The organism is Aquitalea palustris (genome assembly GCF_003693445.1).
GTDB classification, from domain to species: Bacteria; Pseudomonadota; Gammaproteobacteria; order Burkholderiales; family Chromobacteriaceae; genus Aquitalea; species Aquitalea palustris.
Window position 1 is genome coordinate 22,814 of the sequence record NZ_RFAR01000051.1, and the last position, 26,695, is coordinate 49,508.

Below are 26,695 nucleotides of genomic sequence, written 5' to 3' on the forward strand. Positions count from 1 at the left end.
TTCTGGCTCATGCTCCAATACGGCTTGGTCGGATTGAATTGCGCATAAATTTATTTGTGTGAATTAAAAAATCATTTATTTAAAAAAATAAGGTTTATTGTGCTTTTAAATTGATTTAATTGGCAATGATATTTAAGTGGCTTTGGGTAAAATTTCTGCTGTCACCCATTTCGCTACATCATCATGTCCCATCCAAGTCCCCGGTCTTCCCGCAGCGCTTATCTGCTGCTGGTACTGACCATGCTGCTGTGGTCGACCAACTTTGTCATTGCCCGTGCCATTCATGGCCAGATCGGTCCTTTCGGTTTGGCCTTCGGCCGCTGGGCAATTGCCTTGCTTTGTCTGCTGCCGTTCGGGCTGCCGCGCCTGGCCCGCGCCTGGCCTTTGTTGAGGCAACAGTGGCAAAAGCTGCTATTGCTGGGTGTGTTCGGAATCGGGCTGACCAATACACTGGTCTATGTCGCGGTACGTAGCACCACGGCCACCAACGCCGTCATTCTCAATAGCGCCACGCCGATGATGGTGCTGGTACTGGGCTCGCTGTACTTCCGGCAGCGGCTGAGCCGGCGTCAGTGGGCTGGCATGGGCCTGGCACTGGCAGGGGCCTTGCTGATCGTACTCAAAGGAAATCTGCTGGGCATGAGTCATTTCCAGTTCAGTAGCGGCGATCTGCTGGTGCTGGCTGCCGGGCTGTGCTGGGCGGTGTATACGCTTGGCTTGCGCACGCTCCGGCCCGGGCTGGACCCGCTGGTCATGATGATGGTGCTGCTGCTGGTGGGCGAGGTACTACTGCTGCCGGCTTTTGTAGAGGAAACCTGGCAGGCCGGCGGCTTTCACCTGCTGTCCGGCCCGGTGATGGGCTGCTTGCTGTATCTGGGCATTTTCCCTTCGGTGCTGGCTTTCCTGATGTATAACCGCGCCATTGCCCAAGTGGGTGCGGCCAAGGCGGCGGCTTTTCTCTATCTGATGCCAGCCTTCGGTGCCCTGCAGTCCATCCTGCTGCTGGGAGAGGATTTGCGTTGGTATCATGTGGCTGGCTTGGCCGCTATTTTCTCGGGCATTGTGCTCGGTTCTCTCAGCCGTGGCACGGTTGCTGCCACTGCACGCCGGTCGACAGAACTGTCAGCTGCCAAATAATGTGGTTTTGACTACGGATTTTTACGGATGGTTAAAAGTGTTGGCAGCGACTAAAGTTAGTTCTGTTGGCAGTGCCCGTACTTATTGGATCTCCTGTAGTACCTGCCAACCTTCTTTTTGCTTGTTGTTGAAGTACCTCTGGCTTTTGTTCCTCTTCAGTATTGGCTATAGCTCGGCCCGGTGAATCTTCCCCGACTCACCGGGCATTTTCTTGCCCGCCGTCATCCCCTGGTTTTAATTTTACACTGCCATGCCTGATGCCGAATGATGTCGCCGTCAGTACCCAGCCCTGCTGGTGATGAGCTGATTCGGCGTAAATCATGGTCAGTCGGCGGTCTATCCCCTACAATGACGGCAGATCAACAGCGGCTGTGCCGATGGCGGCATGCAGCGGACGGGAATGGCCCGTAGCGGCATGACACCCGGCGCTACCCGCTTTTTTTATTACAGGATTATCCAATGGAACCCGTGCGCCTTTCCAAGCGTATGGCCGAGCTGGGCATCTGTTCCCGTCGCGAGGCGGACAGCTATATCGAGCAAGGCTGGGTCAAGGTAGACGGCGAAGTGGCCGTGCTTGGCCAGAAAGTGCTGCCGCACAACACCATCGAAGTACTGAAGAAGGCGCAGGATGCGCAAGCTTCCCGCGTCACCATTCTGCTGAACAAGCCGATGGGCTATGTCTCCGGCCAGGCAGAAAAGGGTTATCAACCGGCGGTAACGTTGGTGAAGCCAGACAATCACTGGATGGAAGACCCCAGCAAGAAGCGCTTCATTCCTGCCCATCTGCGTGGTCTGGCCCCGGCCGGGCGGCTGGATATCGATTCGGTCGGCCTGCTGGTGCTGACGCAGGATGGTCGTGTCGCCAAGCACATCATCGGCGAGAACTCCGAGGTGGAGAAGGAATACCTGGTTCGTGTGACCGGGGAGCTGGACGAGCGTGGCCTGGCCCTGCTCAATCATGGTCTGTCGCTGGATGGCGAAGCGCTGAAGCCGGCTGAAGTTGCCTGGCAGAACGAAGACCAGTTGCGCTTTGTCCTGCGCGAAGGCAAGAAGCGCCAGATTCGCCGCATGTGCGAGCTGGTAGGCTTGCGCGTGGTGGGGCTGAAGCGTATCCGCATCGGCACCATCAAGCTGGGCAATCTGCCCACCGGGCAATGGCGTTACCTGCGTGACGACGAGATGTTCTGAGCGCTGGCATGTCTCGGGCAAACACGGCGACAGATGGTCGCCGTTTTGCATGGTGGCGGCTGACTTGGTTTTGTAAGGCGGGCATGACATGATCACTGCCATGAACGCCTATCTCATTCCCTTGTTGTTGGTGCTGGCTGCCGTGGTGCTGGCCTGCTGTTTTCCTTCTGCCACCGGCCAGTACATGGTCCGGGCCTATTTGCGGCTGGCCGGTTTTCGCAGCCGTCGATTATTGCTGCAGCAGGGTGGTGAGCTGGCTTTTCTGGAGGGCGGGCAGGGCAGCAGCGTGTTGCTGATTCACGGTTTCGGCGGGGATGGTCCGGCTAGTTGGGGGAGGGTGATGGCCGGACTGGTCCGGCGTCACCATGTGCTGGTGCCGGACTTGCTGTGGTTCGGTGGCAGTCATGCGGCCGGCGCGCCTTCGCTGCTGGCGCAGGCTGATGCGCTGGAGGCGCTGATTCGCGCGCGCATCACTGGCCCGGTGCAAGTGGTGGGCTTGTCCTACGGCGGCTTTGTTGCGCTGGAGCTGGCGCGGCGTTTGCCGCAGCAGGTATCGCAGCTGGTGATCATGGCCTCGCCTGGCATGGTGTATACCCCGGAAGATCAGCAGGACTTGCTGGCCCGTGCACGGGTGGCATCGGCCGAGCAGCTGTTCGTTCCGGCCGATCCACAGGGTGTGGCGCGCATGATGGCGATGGTGGGTAGCCCGCTGGCCCGGGCACCGCAATTCTTGTTGAAGGATGTCTGGCAGTTCTATTACCGGGACCGCGCACCACAGCTGCGGGCGCTGATGCAGGAGCTGGCCAGCCGGCAGGAGCAGCATCTGGAGCGCTATTCCCAGCCATTGGCGATGCCGGTTGCCGTGGTCTGGGGCTCCCAGGACGAGATTTTTCCGCTGGATATTGGTCAGCGCTTGGCGCTCTTGCTGGATGCGCCGCTGATTACCATTGACGGTGGCACCCATGTGCTGCCAGTGGTGTTTGCCGTGCAGACACTGGCGGCTTTGCAAGACATTTTGCAAGGCAGTTCGCCACAAGTTTGATGCTGCGCTACAGCACACCGGTAAAATCCTGGCATGCTGTATCAGGCCGCTCTGCTCGGCCTGCGGTATTGGGCTGGCTGATGTTCTGGCTGCCTGCGCCGCCTCTTCCCGCCTGTGCCGCAGCAGGCAACAATCCTGAATGTGCGGGAGCATGATCATAATCCGCTACTACAGGCCCTGCTCTGGCCTGTAGTCTGTTGTGAAGGGAGTTTGCCGATGTTCGATTGGCTATGGCAAAAACTGGAGCTGGATGCGGCGTCCCGGCAGCGCAAGGCCACCTTGTTGCAGGCCATTGAGGCCGTGGTGGATGGCAGCGATGCCCGTTTGCGGCTGTTGTCTGGCTATCAGCAGCGCTTGCTGCCCGGCATGCGGCGTTCGCTGGACTATCTGGCCAGCCTGCCTTGGCAGCGCATTGAGCCGGTTGAGTTGTCCTTGCGCGGTTTTGCGACCGACCGGCGCCTTGGCCTGCTGTTCTCCAGCCCGCTCAGCCTGTTGCTGTTTCTCAAGAGCAGTGCCGCACTGGAAGACTTCTTCCTGTCAGCCAGCAAGGGGGATGATGCCTGGGCCATGATGAGCATGAGCCGCAGCGAGACAGCCCGTTTTGGCATGACCGAGCACAACGGTGAAGTGCGCAGCGATGTGGCACAGCTGGTGGTCAGTTTCGATCAGCACCGCTTGATGGATCCGTCGGCAAATCAGGAAGACTTGCAACAAAACGTCAGCCAGCGCGGGCTGGCGGTGCTGGTAGCCGTCATTGGCCGACGCCTGCGCTTGATGCAACAGATGCGCCTGGATCTGCAAAGCGAGTTGGAGCAGGTGCAACTGAAACTGCTGACGCTTTCGCGGGGCGGCGGCAAGGTGATTGATGCGACCGGCAATGTCTCTTCCGGCGCGGCAAGCCTGCCTGCGGATGAGCCAGGTTTGCGCCAGCGGGAGGCTGCGTTGCAGCAGCAGTTGCAGCCGCTGGCCAGCCTGGCCGAGCTGGGGGGCATACTGGATGTGGTGTGCCAAGTGCTGGAGCAGCCGGCAGTGTTTTTCCGTATCGAGGCGGAAACCATCTATCTGAACCGCATGGGCGTACGGCATGAGCGGCCGGATGCCGACGACGTGACCGCCCTCAGCTACGAACACGTGGTGCTGGGTCAATTGCAGCCGGTCTCCCGTGCCATCATGCCGGTACATGTCAATCGCCAGCAATTGCGCGAGCTGGAACAGCAGTTTGCCGACGAACTGGCCAGCCTGCAGCAGCAACAGCAACAAAGCGGCTTATTCTGATGGCGCTTTGGCCAGGCTGTTGGCAAGTGCGCTGAGCATGGGCCAGATTTCCTCGGCCTGCTGAGCGGCATAAGCCTGATGCTTGTGCTTGATGACACCCAGTTCTGACAGCAGCAAGGTGTGGTCTGCTGTGACGTCCACCCGTTGCAGACAGGCCTGGACGCAGGCGAGTCGGCAGCCATCCAGTGCCAGCACCGGCCGGCCGGATTGCGCCAGTCTGACCAGTGTGGCCACACCTCCGCCCACCCCGGCGATGCAGGACATCTCGGCCAATCCCACGCGGTCCAGTCGCAGGGCAAGATCATTGGCCATCTGCGCGGCACTGGAGCAGCCGGAGCAGGCATAGACCAGGGGAAGATTCGGCTTTGTCATGCCCCATTGTGCGTTGGCCATTCTGCCTGTGCTATTCGCCGCAGGCAGAATGAGCACTAATCCTTCCGGGGTAGGCGCAGGATGAGCGGCACACTCATTTCCGCTGCGGTCACGCCACCATGCTGACCGGGCAGATAGAGCGGTTTCTCCTGGGGCAGCGTATCGCGAATGCTCCAGTCTTCCTTGGCCAGCAGGCAGACCTCACCAATTCGCTGCGCCAGTTGCGGATGCTGCGGTCCGGGACCGAATGCGCCGCCAGTCAGCAGCCTTTTACTTTCGATCACCCAACAGGCGTGGCCTATTTGCTGTTGTGCCAGGCTGATGAAGCGCTCCTGCAAACCGGGCCTGAGATGGCAAAACACCGCCCGGCGTTCGCCGGACAAAGGTTGGGCCAGCATGGCATAGAGCGCGGGGAACGCCTCGTCCAGGCTGATCTGCCGCTCAACTGGCGTATCGACAAAACCATGATCAGCCGTGGCCAGCAAGGCGCAATCCGCCTGGTCGGCAATGGCTGCCAGGCTGGCAAATCCCTGGTCAATCTGCGCGAACAGCGTGCGGACCGCCTGGCTTTGCGTGCCGTGACGGTGCATCAGGCTGTCCAGTTGCGGCAGATACAGATAGTGGAAGCCTGGCCTTGTTTCCGTTTGCAGGCTGCTGGCCAGCAGCGTGAAAGCCTCGTCCATGCTGCGGTAGCTGCGGCGATGGGCCGAGCCGGCATGGTGCAGGCTGTAGGGTGAGTCGGCAATGTAGTGCGGCTGCAGTATCTGCACCCGCCGGCCAAATTGTGGCAGCAAGGGCGGGCACACCAGCAAGCGTTCGGACAGTTGCTGCGGAGTGGACGTGCTGTCGGCCGGGTGGCGCACGGTGAGCGGCAGCGGTGCGACGATTTCTGCTGGTGCATTGCTGCTACTATCGCTGTACAGATGCCAACCCACCAGACCATGGCTGGCGGGGGACTGGCCGGTCATCAGGCTGGTAATCGCCGCTGCGGTGGTGGCCGGAAAGACTGAGGTCAGCGTGGCAAGCTGGTGTTGGTACAGCTGGCTGTGCGGCCCCAGTCCAGCCAACTGCTGGGTGCCCAGTCCGTCGATCAGGATCAATACCACATGGCGATGCCGGCCAATACCGGCCAGCCATGGTGGGCAGAGTTCCGGCATGCCGGTTTGCGGGCCGCCCAGTTCGCTTGACAGGCTGGCGGTCAGGTTGAGCAGGCTGCTGCCGTGGTAATCGGGCCAGTGGCTGCCGGGGCTGAGGGTAGAAAGCAAGGAGGGCATGCAAGGCTCGCAAGGCTGCTGAATTTCCCCCAGCTTACAGGCATACTGTGGCCTCTTGAATTCTCTGTTTCCCGCCATGTCCTCATCCGAGCAAAACATCTGTCAGCGCTGCGGCGCTTGTTGCGCTGCATTTCGCGTCAGTTTTCATCATTCCGAACTGGATAGTGAGCCGGGAGGGCGGGTGCCGGCGCGGCTGGCGGACGAGGAAACCCGCAGCACGGTGCGCATGCGTGGTACTGATTATGCCCGCCCGCGCTGCATTGCCCTGATCGGCCGGGTGGGGGAGTCGGTCAGCTGTGGCATCTATAGTGAGCGGCCTTCTCCCTGCCGCGAATTCGGTGCGCGGGCCAGCATTGGAATCTACGAAGAAGCATGTAATCGGGCGCGTGCCCAGCATGGCTTGCCGCCATTGCAACTGGACTGAAGACTGGTGATGTTGCGCTAGGAAATTTCCCGACCCCATCTATGCTGAAGAAACCTTCCAGACAGTATTGCAGAGTGGATTGTCTGGTGGTGTGAAGTCTCCACCTCGGTCAGCCAGCAGGGCGGTTGACCGAACCTGCCCCGGCCAGTGTGCCGGGGCTTTTTTGCGGGTGGGCCATCCATGAAAAAACCGGGCAGTGCGCCCGGTTTGTTGGTACGGCAAGTGCAGTTTATATGGCTTACGGACGTTCCACTGCCAGTGCAACACCCATGCCGCCACCGATACACAGGGTAGCCAGGCCTTTCTTGGCATCCCGACGCTGCATTTCGTGCAGCAGGGTAACCAGTACGCGGCAGCCGGATGCGCCAATCGGGTGGCCCAGTGCAATGGCACCGCCATTGACATTGACCTTGTCGGCAGACCAGCCCAGTTCACGCGCTACACCCAGTGCTTGTGCAGCAAAGGCTTCGTTGGCTTCCACCAGATCCAGCTGTTCTACCGTCCAGCCGGCTTTTTCCACGGCCTTGCGAGTGGCGGCAACCGGGCCGATGCCCATGATTTCCGGGGCGCAGCCGGTGAGGGCGTAACCACGGATCACCGCCAGCGGCTTCAGGCCCAGTTGGTCGGCCTTGGCTGCCGTCATCAGCATGACGGCGGCAGCGCCATCATTGATGCCGGAGGCGTTGCCGGCGGTCACGGTGCCATCTTTCTTGAAGGCCGGACGCAGTTTGGCCAGGGTCTCGGCCGTGGTGCCGGCCTTGATGTATTCGTCGGCATCAACGGCTACCGGATCGCCCTTGCGCTGCGGCACCAGTACCGGAACGATTTCGTCCTTGAACTTGCCAGCTTTCTGGGCGGCTTCAGCGCGGTTTTGCGAGGCCAGTGCCAGCGCGTCCTGCTCTTCGCGGCTGATGCCGTATTTTTCGGCCACGTTTTCGGCAGTGATGCCCATGTGGTACTGGTTGTAGGCATCAGTCAGGCCGTCGGCCACCATGGTGTCCACCAGTTGGGCATTGCCCATGCGGAAACCATCACGCGAGCCTGGCAGGATGTGCGGCGACAGCGACATGCTTTCCTGACCACCGGCAATCACGATTTCGGCATCGCCATTGGCAATGGCCTGGGCAGCCAGATGCACGGCGCGCAGGCCGGAGCCGCACACCACATTAAGGGTGGAGGCCGGGGTGGAGATGGGCAGGCCAGCCTTGATCAGGGCCTGGCGGGCCGGGTTCTGGCCGGCACCGGCGGTAAGTACCTGACCCAGAATCACTTCGCTGACATCTTCCGGCTTGACGCCGGTCTGGGCCAGCAGGCCCTTGATGACGGTCGCGCCCAGTTCCGGAGCCGGAACCTTGGCCAGTGCACCACCAAAGCTGCCTACGGCAGTACGCAGGGCTGCAACAATTACGACATCTTGCATAGTTAATTCTCCGTTATGGTTTTGGGGTGGGGTGGCCCCTGTCTGGAGCCAGTGCCCGGCGTTCATGCGCCGGGCATCAGGTGATTATTGCAGGCTGGCTACCGTGCTGGGCATGGCCTTGGCCAGGACGTAAGTGCCAGGTGCAGCCACCAGCGCCGGGAATTCCTTGCTGCCGGCAGTCTTGGGGGCGGCAACCTTTTTGCCAGATTGCGGAGCAAGCCAGTTGTCCCAGTCTTTCCACCAGCTACCCGGGCGGCTTTCCGCAGCTTCCAGCCAGGCTTCCGGATCCTCCGGCAGATTCTCATTCACCCAGTAGTTGCGCTTGTCCTTGGTGACCGGGTTGATGGAGCCGGCGATGTGGCCGGATGCGCCCAGCACGAAGCGGCGCGACGGGGCACCAGTCAGGTACTTGATGCCGGAGAAGGCCGACTTCCACGGTACGATGTGGTCTTCGCGTGCAGCGAACACGTACAGCGGAATGTCCAGCTTGCTGATGTCGATGGGCACGTCGCACAGGGTGATGGCATTTTTCTTGACCAGCGCATTGTTCAGGTAGAACTGGCGCAGGAAGAAGGTATGCATCGGCAGCGGCAGGTCGACTGCGTCGTTGTTCCAGTACAAGAGATCGAACGGTGCCGGGGTCTTGCCCATCAGGTAGTTGTTGACCACATAGTTCCACACCAGATCGTTGGCGCGCAGGCTGGCAAAAGTACGGCCGATCTCCTTGCCGCTGATGATGCCGCCGTGGGCCAATTTGGCCTCGCGGCTCTGTACCAGCTTGTCATCGATGAAGACCTTGATCTCGCCCGGATCTTCGTGGTCGATCAGCGAGGTCATGAAGGTGGCGCTGTCGATCAGCTTGAGACCCCTGGCCTGCATCACGCACAGCGAGGTATTGAGGATGACGCCACCGACACAGAAGCCCAGTGCGTTCATGCTGGGCTGCTTGGTGATTTTCTTCACGGTTTCCGCCGCCGCAATCACGCCCTTCTCGATATAGCTTTCCCAGGTGAAATGCTTCATTTCCGGGACGGCAGAACGCCAGCTGATCAGGAAGACCTTGTAACCCTGGGCGACAAAGTGACGCACCATGGAGTTGTCCGGCTGCAGGTCCATCAGGTAGTACTTGTTGATGCAGGGCGGTACGATCAGCAGCGGTTTTTCGTACACTTCGGTGGTGGTCGGCGTGTACTGGATCAGTTCGATCAGCTCGTTGCGGAAGACCACTTCGCCAGGGGTGGTGGCGATATTCTTGCCGATCTCGAACTTGCTTTCGTCCGACATCGAGATATGTCCCTTCTGGAAATCGTCGGCCATGTTCTTCATGCCTTCCACCAGGCTTTCGCCCTTGGTTTCCAGCGCCCGCTTGATCACTTCCGGGTTGGTCAGCATGAAGTTGGTGGGGGCCATCGCGTCCAGATACTGACGGGTGGCAAAAGCCAGCTTTTCCTTGGATTCTTCTTCCAGCTGGGATTGGTCGACCAGCTCGGTCATCCATTTGGATGTTTGCAGATAGCTTTGCTTGAGGAAGCTGTAGAAGGGATGCTCATTCCATTCCGGGGCGGCAAAGCGGCGGTCACCAGCCGGAGCTGCCGGGGCAGCGCCTACGGCGGGAGCCTTCTGGCCCAGAAACTGCATCCACATATTCATCTGCTGCTGGTACAGATTGGTTTGCATGGCCAGCAGCTGATTGGTGTTGTTCACCATCTGGTTCCAGGCGCCGGAAATCGGATTGGCTGCCGCGTCCAGCGGCATGCCTGCGGTCATCGAATTGACAAACTGCTGCATCCACTGCTGATTGGCCTCGGAGAGGCTGGAGAAGAAGCTCTCCAGGGAAGTGGTCGTGTCCTGAGTCAAGGTAAATCTCCTTAACATGCCGTGAGAGGTGGATGGATACGTCCTGCCCTGGCTGGTCGGGGGTGCCGCCGCCAGGGGGTACTCGCTGACTGTAACAGGACTGTATGACATTTTCACCGGGTGAAGGTAGCCCGGATGGAAAAAATCCACAGCGAGGGAAGGGCTGTTGCGGCAATGCACAAATCATGTCCATGTCCTTAACCCAACTGCCGTAAAGCCTGCCCCCGGCTTGCAACAGCCGGCAGTACCGGCAGAAACGGCAAAGTGCTGCATGCTAACAGAGTACACAATGAAAATGACAAAAGGATAAGTATTGCATTGCCCCAAGCGGGGTCACATCTGGGATAATCGACGGCCTGAACCGGGAGAATTTCACTATGGCAGTGGTCAGACTGAATGGTGTCGAGCAGCGTGTCGACAATATTTTCTGCATCGGGCGCAATTACGCCGCCCATGTGGCCGAACTGGGCAATCAGCTGGAAGAAGAACCGCTGGTGTTTCTCAAACCCAGCTCGGCGCTGACGCTTGGCGGACAGGCGATCAGCCTGCCGGCTTATTCTGCTGATGTGCACCATGAGTGCGAGCTGGTATTGCTGGTGGGCCGAGGTGGGCGCGATATTGCCGAGGCTGATGCGCTGTCGCATATCGCGGGTTATGGCATCGGGCTGGATCTGACCGCCCGCGATGTGCAGAGCGAAGCCAAACAAGGCGGCAAGCCATGGACCAAGGCCAAGGGTTTTCGTCATGCGGCCTGCGTGTCGGATTTTGTCGCGGCTGAGTCAGTTGCTGCCGGTCAGCCATTTACCTTCAGCCTGCAAGTTAACGGTGTCGTCCGCCAGCGTGGGGATACCAGCCTGCTGCTGTTTCCGCTGGCCACCATCATCAGTTATCTGTCGCATGTCTATGGGCTGAGCGAAGGTGACCTGATCTACACCGGCACCCCGCAGGGTGTGGCTGCCTTGCAGCCGGGAGATGTCGTGCAGGCGCAGCTGGATGGTCTGGTGACTGCCGACTGGACGGTGGCAGCATGAGCCGACAAACCCAGGCGGAAGACGACGACAAGGTACGGCTGGACAAATGGCTGTGGGCTGCCCGTTTTTACAAAACCCGTCAGCTGGCGCACGAGGCGCTGGAGCTGGGGCGGGTGCTGGTGGGCGGCGAGCGGGTCAAGGCTTCGCGCATTGTGCGTGAGGGCGATGAGTTGCTGCTGCGTATCAACCAGCTGGAATATCATGTTATCGTGTTGCAACTGGCCACACAGCGTCGTCCGGCCAAAGAGGCGGTGCTGTTATACCGTGAAGACGAGGCGGGACGGCAGGCACGCGAGGAGCGCATGCTGCTGCTCAAGGCCGAGCATGCCAGTTTTCCGCATGGCGATGGCCGCCCCACCAAGAAAGCCCGGCGCGATATCTCGCGCTTCAAGGGCACCCTGTAATCCCAAGCGCACCATGCCTGGCTGGCATGGTGTGTTGCCTGTCTGATTGTGGTCTGATGTCTGCTCCATCTGCTGTTTCCGCTGTTGCCACCCCTTCGCTGCGACCGTTTGCGCTGTTCTATTTTGCCTATTTCGCCTTTCAGGGCTTGTTCGGGCCGTTCTGGGGGCTGTACCTGGAGTCTTTGTCTTTCTCTGCCTTGCAGATTTCCGTGCTGATGGCCCTGTCCACGCTGGCACGTATTGCCGCGCCCGGTTTCTGGGGTTGGCTGGCCGACCGCCAGGGGCGTCGCCGGGCGATTATCATCAGTACCTCGCTGTGTTCGGCGCTGGCTTTTGCCTTTGTCGGCCTGGGGCAGGGCTTCTGGAGGATTTTCATCAGCCTGGCGGTGTCGCACTTTTTCTGGGCCGGCGCACTGCCACTGGTCGAGGCCAGTACCGCCTACCTGACACGGGCACAGCCGGGGCGCTATAGCCGGGTGCGGGTATGGGGGTCCATCGGTTTTGTCTGCCTGTCCATGGTGGGCGGTTATGTGCTGGACCTGATCCATCTGGCCAATCTGCCGTGGGCGTTGTTGTGCTTGCTGGTGCTGATTGTACTGGCTGGCTGGCTGGTGCCGGATGTGGCCGGGCAGCGCCAGCAGGCCGCTGCTGCACCCATCTGGCACACGCTGCGCCAGCCCAAGGTGCTGGCCCTGTTTGGCTGCTGTTTCCTGATGGCGTATGCCCATGGGCCTTACTACACCTTCTACTCGATTGGCCTGCGCCATGCCGGCTACGACAAGGGTGCCATCGGCCTGCTGTGGTCGGTGGGGGTAATCAGTGAAATCCTGGTATTCCTGTTGATGCCCCGCATCATGGGGCGCTTTTCGCTGGAGCGGCTGATGCTGGCGTCCTTGCTCACTGCGGTGCTGCGTTTCCTGCTGATTGCCACGGTGGTCGACCATCCGGCATGGGCTGTACTGGCGCAAAGCATGCACGCACTGACTTTCGGCCTGCATCACGCAACATCGGTGGGGCTGATTCACCGCTTCTTTGCCGAACAGCACCAGGGGCGGGCGCAAGGGCTGTACATCATTGCCTCCTTTGGCATTGGTGGCAGCACCGGTGGGCTGGTTGGCGGTGTGTTGTGGCCACATGGCGGCATGTTGCCCACCTTTGGCATGTCGGTGCTGGCGGCAGCGTTGGGTGCGCTGCTGTGCTGGCGCTATTTGCGGCCACAGGCGGTGCGGTTTACTGCAGCAGCATGATGAGCTTCAGTTCGGGCGAGGCTGCCAGATTGAGCGTCAGCTGCTGATAGATCAGTCGGCCGCGCTGCGGATGGTTGAAGGCGCGCTCACCCCCTTCACGGCCCTGTACATCGTGCTGTTGCCACAGACTGTCGAATTCCGCACTGCCCAGGCGCAGCGTCTCCACCCATTGCTGGATGGCGCTTTCTTCCAGCCGTTCGCCGGCATCGGCGCGAAATTCCGCCACCATGCGTCTGGCCCGGGTCGGCCAGTCTTCCACCAGCTGACGCGAGTCTGGCTGCAAGAACATGAAATCCAGCAGATTGTGCCGCGCCAGCGGCTGGTCCAGCCAGCCATAGAACAAATCCTGCGCCAGGGCATTCCAGGCCAGGGCATTCCAGTTGCCATCCAGTACATAGGCGGGTGATGCAATGACGTTGACCGCCGCAACCAGTGTTTCGCGGGCTTGCGGATTGCGCTCGGCCGGCCGTTCCTGCGGGTTTTTCAGTCCGGCCAGCTTGAACAGGTAATCGCGCTCGGCATGGGTCAGCAGCAGGGCATCGGCCAGCCGTGACAGCGTGGGGGCTGATACCGACTGACTGCGGCCTTGCTCAATCCAGGTCAGCCAGGTGGGGCTGATGCCGCACAGTGCCGCTACCTCCTCGCGTCGCAGGCCCTTGGCGCGGCGTCGGCTGCCTATAGGCAGGCCAGCCTGTTGCGGGCTGACCCGTTCACGGTGGGCGCGGATGAATTCGCCCAGCGGGCTGGTGGTCTTGCTGCTGCTCATGTGCTTTCCCCTGAAGACAATCTCAACGTGGTAGTGCTAGTACTAGTATAAATCCTTATCTTGTACTAGGAAAAAAGCTGAGACATGATGTCAGGCAACAGCAGCCAGCATGACTGCTGCCAGCTGCGCGAGCCCGGTTTCATCCGCCTTGTAGTGCCTGCTGGCAGCGTGACAGAATGACTGCAAATCCGGCAAACCGGCGGCGCTGCCGCCATCAACGAGCAGGAAGCCATGACAGCACAAACTCTTTACGACAAGCTCTGGTCCAGCCATGTAGTGCGGGAAGAGGCCGACGGCACCGTACTTCTCTATATCGACCGCCACCTGGTGCACGAAGTCACCAGCCCGCAAGCCTTTGAAGGCCTGAAGCTGGCCGGGCGCGGCCTGTGGCGGGTTGACTCGGTGGTGTCCACTGCCGACCACAACACCCCGACCGATCACTGGGACGAAGGCATCAAGGATCCGATCTCGCGCCAGCAGGTGGAAACCCTGGACGCCAATATCAAGTCCTTCGGTGCGTTGGCTTACTTCCCGTTCAAGGACAAGGGCCAGGGCATCGTGCACGTGATGGGGCCGGAACAAGGCGCCACCCTGCCGGGCATGACCGTGGTCTGTGGCGACAGCCATACCTCCACCCATGGTGCTTTCGGTGCACTGGCACACGGCATCGGCACCTCGGAAGTCGAGCACGTCATGGCTACCCAGTGCCTGGTAGCCAAGAAATCCAAGAACATGCTGGTGCAGGTGAATGGCCCGCTGGCTGCAGGCATCACCGGCAAGGATGTGGCACTGGCCATCATCGGCAAGATTGGCACCGCTGGTGGTACCGGTTACGCCATCGAGTTTGGTGGCGAAGCCATTCGCAGCCTGTCGATGGAAGGCCGCATGACCTTGTGCAATATGGCTATCGAAGCCGGCGCTCGTTCCGGCATGGTAGCGGTGGATGAAAAAACCATCGACTACGTCAAGGGCCGTCCGTTTGCACCAGGTGGTGCTGACTGGGATGCCGCTGTGGCCTACTGGAACACCCTGCATTCCGATGAAGGCGCGCACTTCGATGCGGTTGTCGAGCTGGACGCCAGCGATATCAAGCCGCAAGTGACCTGGGGTACTTCCCCGGAAATGGTGACCGACATCGACGGCAGCGTGCCGGACCCGGCCGCCGAAGCCGACCCGGTCAAGAAGGGCAGTATTGAACGCGCGCTGGCCTATATGGGTCTGACCGCCAATACCCCGGTGAAAGAGATTCCGGTCGACATCGTGTTTATCGGCTCCTGTACCAATTCCCGTATCGAAGACCTGCGCGAAGCTGCTGCGGTAGCACGTGGCCGCAGCAAGGCCGCCAGTGTGAAGCAGGTGCTGGTGGTGCCGGGTTCCGGTCTGGTGAAGGCGCAGGCGGAGGCCGAAGGGCTGGACAAGATTTTCATCGCGGCAGGTTTCGAATGGCGCGAGCCGGGTTGCTCCATGTGTCTGGCCATGAATGCCGACCGCCTGCAGCCGGGTGAGCGTTGTGCCTCTACCTCGAACCGCAATTTCGAAGGCCGTCAGGGGCAGGGTGGGCGTACCCATCTGGTGAGCCCGGCCATGGCTGCCGCGGCGGGCATTGCCGGCCATTTTGTCGATATCCGACAGCTTTAATTCTGCGAAAGGACCATCCCCATGAAGAAATCGCTACTCATTCTGGCAGTGGCATGCCTGCTGTCTGCCTGCCACACCATGCATGGCATGGGGGAGGATCTGAAAGACGGCGCCCATGCCGTAGGCCATGGCGTACAGAAGGCCGGTGAGGCCATCGAAAACGTCGCCCACTAGGGTGACATGATGCGGAAAGAATTCCATGAAAGCATTTGAAAAACTGGCCGGGCTGGTATGCCCGCTGGATCGCGCCAACGTCGATACCGATGCCATTATCCCCAAGCAGTTTCTGAAGTCGATCAAGCGTTCCGGCTTTGGTCCCAATCTGTTCGACGAGTGGCGCTATCTGGATCACGGCGAGCCGGGCATGGATAACAGCGTGCGCCCGCTTAACCCGGACTTTGTACTCAACTTCCCGCGCTATGCCGGTGCACAGGTATTGTTGGCGCGTGAAAACTTCGGCTGTGGTTCCAGCCGCGAACACGCACCATGGGCGCTGGATGATCAGGGCTTCCGCGTGGTGATTGCGCCGAGCTTTGCCGATATTTTCTTCAATAACTGCTACAAGAACGGCCTGCTACCGATTGTTCAGCCGGCCGAGGTGGTGGATCAGTTGTTCCGCGAATGTGAAGCGCAGGAAGGCTATACCCTGACCGTGGATCTGGCGGCGCAAACCATCACCACCCCTACAGGGCAGGTGTTCAGCTTCGACATCACCGAGCACCGCAAGCACTGTCTGCTGGGTGGCCTGGATGAAATCGGCCTCACCTTGCAGCATGCCGAGCAGATCAAGGCCTACGAGGCGGCGCGCCGTCAAGCACAGCCCTGGTTGTTTGCCTGACAAGAGGACCGCCCAATGGGACAGCGTTACCCGGCACTGAATGATGGCCATGTCCGTTTCATCGAAGAGCAGCACCTGTTTTTCGTGGCGACAGCCATGGCGGACGGTCGGGTCAACCTGTCCCCCAAGGGCATGGACGCCTTGCGGGTACTGTCGCCGGAGCGGGTGCTGTGGCTGAATGTCACCGGCAGCGGTAATGAAACGGCGACACACCTACAACACAACCCGCGCATGACTCTGATGTTCTGCGCCTTTGCTGGCAAGCCGTTGATCCTCCGCCTGTATGGTCAGGCCAGGGCCATTCACCAGGGCGATGCCGAGTGGGAGGCGCTGGCGGCCTTGCTCCCCGCCTTGTCCGGTGCGCGCCAGCTATTTGACCTGACCGTGGAGCTGGTGCAGTCATCCTGCGGCATGTCGGTGCCATTCATGGATTACCAGGGCGAGCGCGAACAGCTGAATGACTGGGCGAAAGCCAAAGGCCCGGAAGGCATTCGGCAGTACTGGCAGGACCGCAACCAGACCAGTCTGGATGGCGTGGCCAGCGGAATTGTGGAAAAGAGTCGCCTGCAGCGCTGACGGGGAGGGGGAGCACAAAATGCGAGCCAACATGGGGTTTCTGTATCGCCATCTGCTGCTCACCTTTGTCCTGCTGGGCCTGAGTTTTTTAATGTTTGGCGCAGCCACCGTCAATCTGGCCATCTTGCTGAACCTGAACATCCATTTGTGGCTGGATGTAGGCTGGCAGGCTGCCATGGATGGGGCCCTGAGCCAGTTATTGCAACTGCTGGGGCTGGGGTATGCGGCCATGCTGATGTATATCGTGTTCAAATGCTGTGAGCGGGTGCTGGTGGAGAGCCTCACCCGGCGGCATGACAATTAGACGGAGTGGGCAGTGCCGGGCCACCCCCGGACTTGTCCGTCAATAATCCAGGGATAAAGAAGGAATCATCATGAAAATCGCCGTATTGCCGGGTGACGGCATTGGTCCGGAAATCATTGCCCAGGCTCGTCGCGTGCTGGACGTGCTACGTCAGGATGGCCTGCCGATCGAGCTGGAAGAAGCCCCGCTGGGCGGTGCCGGCTACGACGCCTATGGCGTGCCATATCCGGAATTCACCCAGAAGCTGTGCCGCGCAGCCGACGCCGTATTGCTGGGCGCCGTAGGCGGCCCGCAATATGACAAGCTGGATCGCCCGCTGCGCCCGGAGCGCGGCCTGCTGGCCATCCGCAAGGACCTGAACCTGTTTGCCAACCTGCGTCCGGCCATTCTCTACCCGGAGCTGGCCAATGCCTCCACGCTGAAGCCGGAAGTGGTATCGGGCCTGGACATCATGATCGTGCGCGAACTCACCGGTGACATTTACTTCGGCCAGCCGCGTGGCATGGGTGTGAATGAGCAGGGCGAGCGCGAAGCCTTCAACACCATGCGCTACAGCGAAAGCGAAGTGCGCCGCATTGCCCATGTTGCCTTCGGCATCGCCATGAAGCGCAACAAGAAGCTGTGTTCCGTGGACAAGGCCAATGTGCTGGAAACCACCGAGTTCTGGAAAGAAATCATGATCGACGTGGCGCGCGAATACCCGCAGGTAGAGCTGAGCCACATGTATGTGGACAACGCCGCCATGCAGCTGGTGCGCAACCCCAAGCAATTCGACGTGATGGTGACAGGCAACATCTTCGGCGACATCCTGTCCGACGAAGCTTCCATGCTCACCGGCTCCATCGGCATGCTGCCGTCCGCCTCGCTGGACCAGAACAACAAGGGCCTGTACGAGCCCTCGCACGGTTCAGCGCCGGATATCGCCGGCAAGAACCTGGCCAATCCGCTGGCGACCATCCTGTCCGCCGCCATGATGCTGCGCTACACCTTTGGCCAGGAAGAAGCCGCCGTGCGCGTGGAAAATGCGGTCAAGACCGTGCTGGCCCAAGGCTATCGCACCGGCGACATCTTCGAGGCTGGTTGCGAGAAGGTCAGCTGCTCCGGCATGGGTGACGCAGTGGTGGCGGCGCTGTAAAAAAAACTTCACCCGGATAGGGTTGACCCCATTGCCTCCTGCGCTATCGCGCTGCACAATGGAGTAATAAAAATACTTGGCCCGCTAACGCTTGCGTTGACGGGCCAATCGCAACTTTAGAGACAGATCCCAGGAGAAACCCGTGAAAGTAGGCTTTGTAGGCTGGCGTGGCATGGTTGGTTCCGTGCTGATGCAACGTATGCGTGAAGAGAACGATTTCGCTGTCATCAACGAACCGGTGTTTTTCACCACTTCCAATGTCGGCGGCAAAGGCCCGGACATCGGCCGTGACGTACCGGCATTGAAAGACGCCAAGAACATCGACGAACTGAAGGCCATGGATGCCATCGTCACCTGTCAGGGCGGCGACTACACCAGCGACATCTACCCGCAACTGCGCGCCGCTGGCTGGACTGGCTACTGGATCGACGCCGCTTCCACCCTGCGCATGGCTGACGATGCCGTCATCGTGCTGGACCCGGTCAACCGCAATGTGATCGATGCGGCACTGGCCAAGGGCGTGAAAGACTATATCGGCGGCAACTGTACCAACTCCATCATGCTGATGGGCATGGGCGGCCTGTTCCGTGCAGGTCTGGTGGAGTGGGTGTCCTCCATGACTTACCAGGCAGCTTCCGGCGGTGGTGCCAACCACATGCGCGAACTGCTCAAGGGCATGGGCGTGGTTCACGCTGCCGTGGCTGACGAGCTGGCTACGCCGTCCTCCGCCATTCTGGACATCGACCGCAAGGTGGCTGCTGCCATCCGCGAAGACGTACCGACCGAATTCTTCGGCGCGCCGCTGGCTGGTGGTCTGATCCCGTGGATCGACAAACAGCTGGACAACGGCCAGTCCAAGGAAGAGTGGAAGGGTCAGGCTGAAGTCAACAAGATTCTGGGCAACGAAGCCGCCATTCCGGTGGATGGCCTGTGCGTGCGCATCGGCGCCATGCGTTGCCATAGCCTGGCACTGACCATCAAGCTGAAAAAAGACCTGCCGCTGGCTGAGGTCGAAGCCATCATCAAGTCCGGCAACGACTGGGTGAAGTGGGTGCCGAACGATCGCGAAATCAGCGTCAAGGAACTGACCCCCGCTGCCATTACCGGCGGACTGGAAGTCGGTGTTGGTCGCGTGCGCAAGCTGAATATGGGTGGCGAATACCTATCCGCCTTCGTGATCGGTGATCAACTGCTGTGGGGTGCCGCCGAACCGCTGCGCCGCATGCTGCGTATCCTGATCGAGCGCTGATTCGGCTTGAAATTGTTGTAAGGCTTTAACCGGACTGTCGCCGGAATCGACTACACTGCAAAGGGCGCCTTAACGCGCCCTTTGCTTTTGGCTGAGGTACAATCAGCCTTTTCCAAGAATGTAAGGATTTATTCGGATGATGCAGCTTGCTGTGGTAGGTGCCGCTGGCCTGGTTGGCCAATCTGTTCTCGAACTACTGGCCCAGCGCCAGTTCCCGGCGGAGCGGGTGTTTGCCGTGGATGGCCCGGAGCATGAAGCGTCTACCGTCAGCTATGGCAATCTGGAGCTGGATATTCGTCAGCTGGACGAGTTCGGTTTCGAGAATGTGGCGCTGGCCATTTTTGTTGCCGGTGACAGCGTGGCGCGGGAATACGTACCGCAAGCGCGTGCCGCTGGCGTCACCGTCATCGATTTCAGTTCGGCCTTCCGCCTGGATGCCGAAGTGCCGCTGGTAGTGCCGTCGATCAATGGCGACCAGCTGCAGGATCTGGAAGCCGGTGCACTGGTTGCCGTTCCCAATTGCACGGTTACCCCGCTGGCCATGGCGCTGCGCCCCTTGCTACCCTTGCAGCCCAAGCGTCTTACCGTGGCGACTTACCAGTCGGTTTCCGGTAGTGGTCAAAAGGCACTGGAAGAACTGGCCGAGCAAACCACCGCCCTGTTCTCGCAGCGCGAATCGGAAAATACCGTATTTGAAAAGCGTATCGCCTTTAATGTGCTGCCGCAGATCGGTGCGCTGGATGAGGACGGTATGGCTGAGGAAGAGCGTTCGATCGCGCTGGAATTGCGCCGCCTGTTGCAGCAGCCGCAATTGCCGATTGAGGCCACTGCTGTACGTGTGCCGGTATTCTTCGGACATTCCTGGGCGGTCAGCCTGGAAGTTGCTGCCGATATTGATCTGGTACAAGTCAAAAATCGCCTGGTGGCGGCAGGATTGCAATGCGTCACGGCCGATCAGCATGGCGGGCATATTACGCCGATGGAAGCAACCGGTAATGATGGAGTATGGATCAGCCGCCTGCGTAAAACGGGTAATACCATTCAATTCTGGCTGGCGGCAGATAATGTCCGCGTTGGCGCCGCATTGAATTGCGTGCTGGTTGCTGAGTCCATGTATAAAGCAGGCGTGTTTGAATAAATGTAAAGCCCCGGTTCATCCGGGGTTTTGTTGTTATGTAATCTAGCTAAAAGCTTGGCTAGGGCCTAAGATGGCACTAGTTGCCAGCTCTTTGCCTGCGATGGGCAAGCCGAGCGAATAAGATCAAGATAAATAAGTGCCGGAAGGTAGACTGTGAATAATCAGGCAAAATTCAAGCTGAGCGTACTGGCTGTCGCCGTGGTTTGCTCGGCAAATGTATGGGCCGGACTTGGCAGGATCAATGTGCGATCCTTCCTGGGGGAAACCTTTCACGCGGACATCGAGCTGACCGGGGTGCGCTCGAATGAACTGGAAGGCGCACGCGTCGGCCTGGCCAGTCCAGATACCTTTCGTGACCTGAATGTTGATTATGCCAGCACCATGTCGGCGCTGCGTTTCCAGCTGGCGCCCTCGGCACGCGGTGCCATTATTCGCGTCAGTTCTGCAGTCCCCATCAATGATCCCTACTTGCGCTTTGTGGTAGAGGCCAAAACCAGTACCGGCCGTTCGGTGCGCGAATATACCGTGCTGCTTGACCCGGCCAGCTACAATGCGCCGCAATCCAAATCCATCGTGCAGGATGTACCGCAATACGCCGATGAAAACCTGTCCAGCCGCTATCAGGGCAAAGCGGGCAAGGCCAGCCACAATGCTGGCCGTGGTGTGTTGCAGACCCGCTCCGGCTCTACCTTGCGCGGCATGGCCGCCAAGGCCGTCCCGCCGGGTGCCACGCTGGAACAGACCATGGCCGCACTGGTGCAGGCCAATCCACATGCTTTCAGCGATGGTAATCCCAGTGCGCTGAAATCGGGTGTTACCCTGAAGATTCCACCTGCCGCCAAGATCAAGTCGCTGTCTTCGGCGCGGGTCAATGCCATCCTCCATCCAGACGGCGCGGCTGCGCCGGCTGGAGCGGATGCCAAGCCGCAAGCGCATGGCGGGGGTGGGGATGTCCTCAAGGTGCTGCCGCCGGATGCCCCGGCCGGGCAGTCGAATCCCAAGCTTTCCGTACTGGAACAGCAGGTCTCTGCGCGTGAACAATCACTGAAGGATGCGGAAGCCCGCATCTCGGCCCTGGAGCAGCAGCTCAAGGCCATGCAAAGCGGCAAGCCGCAGGCCTCCCAGCCGCAGGCCGAGCCGGCAGCTGCAGCAGCAGCAGCCGCGTCGATCCCCGCCATGGAAGCGCCGCCACAGCCGGCCAGCATGCCGGTTGCCGAAGCCGCTCCCGCAGCAAAACCAGCCGTGGTGCACAAGCCGCTGGTGCCGCCGCCACCACCGCCCGAACCCTCCATGCTGGATCGCCTCATCGACAACCTGCCGCTGGTTGCCGGTGGTGTGGGCGGGGTCGGCCTGCTGGGTTTGCTGGGAGCGCTAATTGCCCGCCGCCGCAAGGCAGGCGCCGCTTCTTCGCTGCAGCTATCCACCCAGACGAATAATGCAGTGCTGGGACGTGGTGCAATGGGCGGTGGGCCGCACACTGTCAGTGGCGGTCACTCCTTCATGACCAATTTCACCCAGGCATCCGGTGATATCGATGCAGCCGAAGTCGATCCGGTCGCTGAAGCCGAGGTATACATGGCCTACGGCCGTGATGCGCAGGCCGAAGAAATCCTCAAGGACGCACTGGTCAAAGATCCGTCACGCCAGGAAGTACGTCAGAAACTGCTTGAGCTGTATGCCGCACGCCCGGATGCCGCCAATTTCGAAATACTGGCTCGCGAGTTTCATGCCACTACCGATGGCAAGGGCCAGGCCTGGGCCAGGGTGGCTGCCATGGGGCTGGGTATTGATCCGGCCAATGCGCTATATCAGCTGCCGGAAGATGCCACCCCGGTGGAAAGCACGGCTGCTGTTGACGACGGCATCATCGATCTGGATCGCGAACTGTTTGGCGATCTGCAGGCTGAGACGCCTCCGCCAGCACCGGTAGCCGAAGCAGAGCCGGCAGCAGACCCCTTGCGTGCAGCCTTGTTCGAAGAAGATGCCCCTGTATCCGCGCCGGCAGTGGCGGATGCCAATATGCTGGATTTTGATCTGGATGCCGAACTGGCAGCCGCGCCGCTGGCCGAGCCTGTCGCTACCCCAAGTCCGGCCGAGCCGGCTGCAGCCGACACCAATTTGCTGGATTTCGATTTCAACCTGGATGGGCTGGCTGCTGAAATGGCTGCCGACAATCATGGCCAGCCGGAAACCGGCACCCTCGAGTTGCCGGCTTCTGCTGCCAGCACGGATGGCTTCGAATCGCTGTATGAAGACATGGTGGCAGCCACGCCGGCTGCTGTGCCGGCTGAGCCCGTTGCGCCGGCAGCGACTGCTGCCCCGCTGGCGGCTCCCGCACCTGCACCTGAACCTGCACCGGTTGTGGCCGAAGGCATGACCCTGCTGGATGATCCATTATCCACCAAGCTTGATCTGGCCAAGGTTTATCTGGACATGGGCGACCGTGATGGTGCCCGCGAAGTGTTGCAGGATCTGGTTGGAGAAGCACAAGGAAGTTTGAAAGAGGAAGCCCAGGCTTTGCTTACCAAAATCAGCAGCTGATGCTGAGCTTGTCGATCAGGTCCAGTTTTGTGATGCCAGCCGCGCTGTTTTGCAATATTGTCGGTTTTACTATTGAATGGCACACGTTTTAGCCGGGTAGTTCATTAGCAATAAAACCTGCCTAAGCAGGAATCGGGGAAGTCCAGATCATGGCTTCAAAACATAGCATGACCTTGCTCGCCATCTTGATGGCCGGCATGGGCTCTGCAGGATCGGCCTTCGCCGGCCTGGGGCCGATTCATGTCCTGTCTTCGGAAGGTCAGCCTTTTGAAGCGGAAATTCCCGTGGTGGACGAAGATCCACAAGGGAATGTGCTGGTCAGCCTGGCTGATCGCAACAAATACCCGCTGGTGTCGACTTACAGCCAGTCCGCGCCGGTGCTGAAATTTTCCGCCATTCGCAAGCCGGATGGCGGTATTCAGAAGATTCTGGTCAAAGGGCCCAGCCATTTCGATGAAGCGTTACTGCGCTTTGCCGTGGAAATGAGCTGGCCAGCCGGCCGTCTGGTGCGTGAGTTCGAGGTCGATTACCTGAGGGATGGTCCGCCGCGCAAGGACAAGCAGCCGGTTCATGATGACACGGTCAAGAAAAACGTCGTTTCGCCAGACCAGATGCCGCGGCTGAGCAGCCTGGGCCTGGGTGAGCTCAAGGTGAAATCCAAACTGGGTGAGCCGCTGGTGGCCGAGCTGGAGTTGTTTGGTACGGCAGTCAAGCAGACTGACAATGTCAGGGTGGCACTGGCTGCGGATACCCTGCAGGGCGCGCCCAGCGGTGAGCAGTTGCAGCTGATTGCCTCCATCTCGCACCAGATCAGCAAGTCGCCAGCGGGTAAATCCATCCTGCTGCTACGCAGTAGTCAGCCGATGAATGATCCGGTACTGGCTTTCCGTCTGGAAGTGGGCGCCGGCAATGTCCATGCGCAGAAACATTACAATCTGCTGCTGGATCCCAATGGCTATACCGTAGAAGAGCGTGCCATCGACTCCGTTGGCCTGCGCAAGAGTGCAGGTGCCTCGGAGAAGGTGCAGCCCTTGAAGGTATACCGGGTTCTGCATGGCGATACCCTGTCGCTGATTGCCTCCAGAGTAAAAGGCGGTGGCAGCCAGGCGGACATCGCCAAGCGCTTGTATCGCAGTAATCCGGATGCTTTCATCTCTGGTGATGTTAACCGCCTGCGTGCTGGTGCTGCGCTGAAATACCCTGCCGACTGGCGCCTGGCTGCAGGCAATGCCCAGGCTGCAGCCGAACAGCCTGCTGCGGTGCAAGAGCAGCCGGTGCCGGCAGCCAAAGCCCCCGCCAAGTCCGATGCCGTCACCACCAGCAAGCAGATGAGCAAGCCGGTGGCCGAAGCTGCCCATCCTGCAGCGAAACCGGCAGCCTCTGCACCCCAGGTGAGCGCAGTCAAGGCGGTAGCCGCGGGTGGGGGGGCTGACACGGCCCAGGAAGATCGCCTGAAAACCATCCTGCAAAAGCAGGACCAGGCCTTGCTGCAGGCCCAGCAAAAGGCGCTGGAGCTGGAGCAGAAAATCCGCAATCTGCAAATTGCCAAAGCCGCAGCAGCCAGTACGGCTGCTGGTGAAGCCCGCGTAGTGGCCAGTCAGCCCGCGCTGGCTGTGGTGGCCAGTCAGCCGGCAGCAGCCGTGGCTGCTGTCGCCAGCCAGCCTGCAACAGCTGTTGCATCGGCACCGGCAGCACAGCCAGTTAAGCCGGCCGAGCCGGTTCATCCGCCAGTCAAGGCTGCTGCACCGGCACCAGCCAAGCCCGCTGCGGAAGCGGCCCAATCGTCATTCCTGGTGGATGATGTACTGGACAGCCTGCGCAATAGCGGTGCACTGATGTATGGCGGCGCTGCCGCTGCTGTTGGCCTGGGGGCCTTGCTGGTGGCGCAACGCCTGCGGCAGCGCAAGGCTGCCGAGTCCGCTGGCAAGCCCGCGGGCAAGCCGGCTGCAGATAATGCTTCCATGCTGACCATGGGGCCGTTGACCACACTGATGAGTGGCATCAAGCGTGGCGAAGGTATCGATCTGGCCTCGGTTGACCTGATTGCCGAGGCTGAGGTTTACCTTGCTTACGGTCGTATCGACCAGGCGCTGGAAATCCTGCGCGAAGGGCTGGTGCGTGAACCGATGCGGCAGGACCTGCGTTACAAACTGCTGGAAGTGCTGGCCATGCAGCCGGACAAGGACGGCTTCATTGCCGAGGCGACCACGGCACGGGGTATTTTCGGCAAGGACAGCACCCTGTGGATGCGGGTGTGCGAACTGGGCCGTACGCTGGCTCCTGAGCATCCGCTGTTTGATGCCAAGCCGGTACCGGCAGCATCGCCGCTGGACCTGGAACCAGTGCGCGTCAATTCTGCGGCCGCCGCGCCAGCTATCGCTGCCGAGGCGCTGCCGGAACATGTGCCGCCGCTGGATCTGGCTGCCGAACTGGGTGCGCTTGAGCCCGAGCCGGAAGCGCCGCTGGCCATGGATTTCCTCGACAAACCACCTGCCGGCCCTGCGCCGCTGCCACCGGCCACCGAGTCCAGTCCGGCTTTGAGTGGTCTGGATGCGTTTGCTTCGCTGGGTGAGCAGGAGCTGGAAAATGCGGTCAAGCAGGCGCCAGAGCCAATGTTGAGCATGGATTTCCTGTCTGATCTGCCGGAGTCGGTCAAGGTGGATCCGCCGCCACCAGCGCCGCCATCACCGCCAGTGGCTGCCACCGCGCAAGGCAAGGCGCAGTCCGAGGCCAATGACAAGATGGAACTGGCCAAGCTTTACCTGGAAATGGGTGACAAGGAAACGGCAGAAGCCCTGATGAAGGAAGCCGGCCAAACCGTCTAGTACTTGCCGACAGGCCGTAGCAAGCGGGGGAGCTGATGCTCCCCCGTTTTGCATTGGGCGCGGCTATGGCTGATTTTTCTGTGGCAGCAGCCGCTGGCCAGCAGGCGGATCATGCAAGACGGCATGGCGTAAACCCCGCCGGATAGGGTAGAGTTGTCGTTTTAGCGTCCGTTGTTGCCGGCCAAGGCTGCGGCGGCGGACGATGTTGCAAGCAAGGTGTGGGCATGAGAATAGCGCTCGGCATCGAGTATGACGGCCGGGCCTTTTCCGGCTGGCAGACTCAGCCGCATGGCAATACCGTCCAGGACAGATTGAACCAGGCTATAAGCCAGATCGCCGGACAAGACATTACAACCCTGGCCGCAGGCCGTACCGATGCTGGCGTGCACGCCGCCATGCAGGTGGTGCATTTCGACAGCCAGATTACGCGCCCGCTCAATGCCTGGGTGCGCGGGGTCAATGCCCATCTGCCGCCCGAGGTGGCCGTAGTGTGGGCGCGCGAGGTAGACGAGGGTTTTCACGCCCGCTTTTCCGCTTTTTCGCGCTCCTACAGCTATTTCCTGCTGACGCATCCGGTTCGTCCCTGTCTGCTGGCAGGCAAGGTAGGCTGGTATCACCAGCCGCTGGATGTCGAGGCCATGCGTCAGGCTGCTGCCGTATTACTGGGCTCGCATGATTTTTCCAGCTTCCGTGCGGCGGAATGCCAGGCGAAAAGCCCGGTCAAGAACCTGCAGCAACTGGCCATCAGCGAAGAGGGTGGGCTGATCCGTTTCGATCTGCTGGCCGATGCCTTCTTGCACCATATGGTGCGCAATATCGTTGGTGCACTGGTTTATGTGGGCAAGGGTAGTCTGACTACGGCTGACCTTGAAGCTTTGCTGGCCGCAGCGGACCGCACCCGTGCGCCGCCTACCTTCATGCCGGACGGGCTGTACCTGACCGGGGTCGGTTATCCGGAACAGTACCAATTGCCATCGCAGGCCGAGCCGGCCCGCCTGGCGCTGTGGAGATGAT

At 60.3% G+C, this 26,695-nt stretch carries 24 protein-coding genes; 19 read left to right on the plus strand and 5 right to left on the minus strand.

Annotated features, from left to right (window positions below; translation table 11 throughout):
* Positions 1 to 183 precede the first annotated feature (183 nt).
* The 4 genes from EAY64_RS12335 (at position 184) to EAY64_RS12350 (ending at position 4,642) form a co-directional block, all read left to right on the plus strand.
* Positions 184 to 1,137 (plus strand): DMT family transporter, encoded by a 954-nt coding sequence (locus tag EAY64_RS12335; protein ID WP_103525054.1) that lies wholly within the window; start codon positions 184 to 186, stop codon positions 1,135 to 1,137.
* Between the two features lie 459 nt (positions 1,138 to 1,596).
* Positions 1,597 to 2,325 (plus strand): pseudouridine synthase, encoded by a 729-nt coding sequence (locus EAY64_RS12340; RefSeq protein ID WP_103525055.1) that lies wholly within the window; start codon positions 1,597 to 1,599, stop codon positions 2,323 to 2,325.
* Between the two features lie 100 nt (positions 2,326 to 2,425).
* Positions 2,426 to 3,367, plus strand: coding sequence for an alpha/beta fold hydrolase (locus EAY64_RS12345; RefSeq protein WP_158604689.1), 942 nt, complete (start codon positions 2,426 to 2,428; stop codon positions 3,365 to 3,367).
* A 216-nt stretch (positions 3,368 to 3,583) separates the two neighbouring features.
* On the plus strand, positions 3,584 to 4,642 hold the full coding sequence (locus EAY64_RS12350) for a hypothetical protein (RefSeq protein ID WP_103525057.1): 1,059 nt from the start codon (positions 3,584 to 3,586) through the stop codon (positions 4,640 to 4,642).
* Here EAY64_RS12350 and EAY64_RS12355 read toward each other — a convergent pair.
* Positions 4,634 to 5,014, minus strand: a complete 381-nt coding sequence (locus EAY64_RS12355; protein WP_103525128.1) for a putative zinc-binding protein — start codon at positions 5,012 to 5,014, stop codon at positions 4,634 to 4,636. The two genes, EAY64_RS12350 and EAY64_RS12355, sit on opposite strands and share 9 nt — an antisense overlap.
* 56 nt (positions 5,015 to 5,070) lie before the next feature.
* Positions 5,071 to 6,288 (minus strand): alkaline phosphatase family protein, encoded by a 1,218-nt coding sequence (locus tag EAY64_RS12360; protein ID WP_103525058.1) that lies wholly within the window; start codon positions 6,286 to 6,288, stop codon positions 5,071 to 5,073.
* A gap of 55 nt (positions 6,289 to 6,343) precedes the next feature.
* Here EAY64_RS12360 and EAY64_RS12365 point away from each other — a divergent pair, with 55 nt between their 5' ends.
* A complete protein-coding gene (locus tag EAY64_RS12365) occupies positions 6,344 to 6,712 on the plus strand; it encodes a YkgJ family cysteine cluster protein (RefSeq protein ID WP_324255867.1) in 369 nt (122 codons plus the stop codon).
* A 238-nt stretch (positions 6,713 to 6,950) separates the two neighbouring features.
* Here EAY64_RS12365 and EAY64_RS12370 read toward each other — a convergent pair whose 3' ends face one another.
* Both EAY64_RS12370 and EAY64_RS12375 read right to left on the minus strand, forming a co-directional pair.
* The gene (locus tag EAY64_RS12370; protein ID WP_103525060.1) at positions 6,951 to 8,132 is read right to left on the minus strand and encodes an acetyl-CoA C-acetyltransferase; all 1,182 of its coding nucleotides are present in this window, start codon (positions 8,130 to 8,132) and stop codon (positions 6,951 to 6,953) included.
* 84 nt (positions 8,133 to 8,216) lie between these two features.
* On the minus strand, positions 8,217 to 9,920 hold the full coding sequence (locus tag EAY64_RS12375) for a PHA/PHB synthase family protein (RefSeq protein ID WP_411267232.1): 1,704 nt from the start codon (positions 9,918 to 9,920) through the stop codon (positions 8,217 to 8,219).
* Positions 9,921 to 10,366: 446 nt separating this feature from the next.
* Between EAY64_RS12375 and EAY64_RS12380 the strand changes: the two genes are divergently transcribed.
* Genes EAY64_RS12380 through EAY64_RS12390 form a run of 3 tightly spaced genes read left to right on the plus strand, consistent with a single transcriptional unit; the run spans position 10,367 to position 12,671 of the window.
* The gene (locus EAY64_RS12380; protein ID WP_103525062.1) at positions 10,367 to 11,020 is read left to right on the plus strand and encodes a fumarylacetoacetate hydrolase family protein; all 654 of its coding nucleotides are present in this window, start codon (positions 10,367 to 10,369) and stop codon (positions 11,018 to 11,020) included.
* Positions 11,017 to 11,424 (plus strand): RNA-binding S4 domain-containing protein, encoded by a 408-nt coding sequence (locus EAY64_RS12385; protein WP_103525063.1) that lies wholly within the window; start codon positions 11,017 to 11,019, stop codon positions 11,422 to 11,424. Before EAY64_RS12380 ends, EAY64_RS12385 begins: the two co-directional genes overlap by 4 nt.
* 56 nt (positions 11,425 to 11,480) lie before the next feature.
* Positions 11,481 to 12,671: an MFS transporter gene (locus tag EAY64_RS12390; protein WP_103525064.1), complete on the plus strand. Its 1,191-nt coding sequence runs from the start codon at positions 11,481 to 11,483 to the stop codon at positions 12,669 to 12,671.
* On the opposite strand, the gene EAY64_RS12395 is transcribed toward EAY64_RS12390, so the two are convergent.
* Positions 12,655 to 13,437, minus strand: coding sequence for a helix-turn-helix transcriptional regulator (locus EAY64_RS12395; RefSeq protein WP_103525065.1), 783 nt, complete (start codon positions 13,435 to 13,437; stop codon positions 12,655 to 12,657). The genes EAY64_RS12390 and EAY64_RS12395 overlap by 17 nt on opposite strands.
* Before the next feature lie 231 nt (positions 13,438 to 13,668).
* On the opposite strand from EAY64_RS12395, the gene leuC reads away from it, so the two are divergent.
* From leuC to truA, 11 genes are all read left to right on the plus strand, one after another.
* Positions 13,669 to 15,075 (plus strand): 3-isopropylmalate dehydratase large subunit, encoded by a 1,407-nt coding sequence (gene leuC / locus EAY64_RS12400; RefSeq protein ID WP_103525066.1) that lies wholly within the window; start codon positions 13,669 to 13,671, stop codon positions 15,073 to 15,075.
* A 21-nt stretch (positions 15,076 to 15,096) separates the two neighbouring features.
* A complete protein-coding gene (locus EAY64_RS12405; RefSeq protein ID WP_103525067.1) occupies positions 15,097 to 15,249 on the plus strand; it encodes an entericidin EcnAB in 153 nt (50 codons plus the stop codon).
* Between the two features lie 25 nt (positions 15,250 to 15,274).
* A complete protein-coding gene (gene leuD / locus EAY64_RS12410; RefSeq protein ID WP_103525068.1) occupies positions 15,275 to 15,913 on the plus strand; it encodes a 3-isopropylmalate dehydratase small subunit in 639 nt (212 codons plus the stop codon).
* A 15-nt stretch (positions 15,914 to 15,928) separates the two neighbouring features.
* A complete protein-coding gene (locus EAY64_RS12415) occupies positions 15,929 to 16,489 on the plus strand; it encodes a pyridoxamine 5'-phosphate oxidase family protein (protein WP_103525069.1) in 561 nt (186 codons plus the stop codon).
* Positions 16,490 to 16,508: 19 nt separating this feature from the next.
* Positions 16,509 to 16,793, plus strand: coding sequence for a hypothetical protein (locus EAY64_RS12420; RefSeq protein WP_059285084.1), 285 nt, complete (start codon positions 16,509 to 16,511; stop codon positions 16,791 to 16,793).
* 70 nt (positions 16,794 to 16,863) lie between these two features.
* Positions 16,864 to 17,928, plus strand: coding sequence for a 3-isopropylmalate dehydrogenase (gene leuB, locus EAY64_RS12425; RefSeq protein ID WP_103525070.1), 1,065 nt, complete (start codon positions 16,864 to 16,866; stop codon positions 17,926 to 17,928).
* Between the two features lie 142 nt (positions 17,929 to 18,070).
* A complete protein-coding gene (asd, locus tag EAY64_RS12430; RefSeq protein WP_103525071.1) occupies positions 18,071 to 19,177 on the plus strand; it encodes an aspartate-semialdehyde dehydrogenase in 1,107 nt (368 codons plus the stop codon).
* Between the two features lie 136 nt (positions 19,178 to 19,313).
* Positions 19,314 to 20,315, plus strand: coding sequence for an aspartate-semialdehyde dehydrogenase (locus tag EAY64_RS12435; protein WP_103525072.1), 1,002 nt, complete (start codon positions 19,314 to 19,316; stop codon positions 20,313 to 20,315).
* Between the two features lie 198 nt (positions 20,316 to 20,513).
* Positions 20,514 to 22,856, plus strand: a complete 2,343-nt coding sequence (locus EAY64_RS12440; RefSeq protein ID WP_500784350.1) for a motility hub landmark protein FimV — start codon at positions 20,514 to 20,516, stop codon at positions 22,854 to 22,856.
* Between the two features lie 149 nt (positions 22,857 to 23,005).
* Positions 23,006 to 25,681, plus strand: coding sequence for a type IV pilus assembly protein FimV (locus EAY64_RS12445; RefSeq protein WP_147456220.1), 2,676 nt, complete (start codon positions 23,006 to 23,008; stop codon positions 25,679 to 25,681).
* Between the two features lie 224 nt (positions 25,682 to 25,905).
* Entirely contained in the window at positions 25,906 to 26,694 is a 789-nt protein-coding gene (gene truA / locus EAY64_RS12450; protein WP_103525075.1) for a tRNA pseudouridine(38-40) synthase TruA, read from the plus strand.
* The last annotated feature ends 1 nt before the right edge of the window (position 26,695 follow it).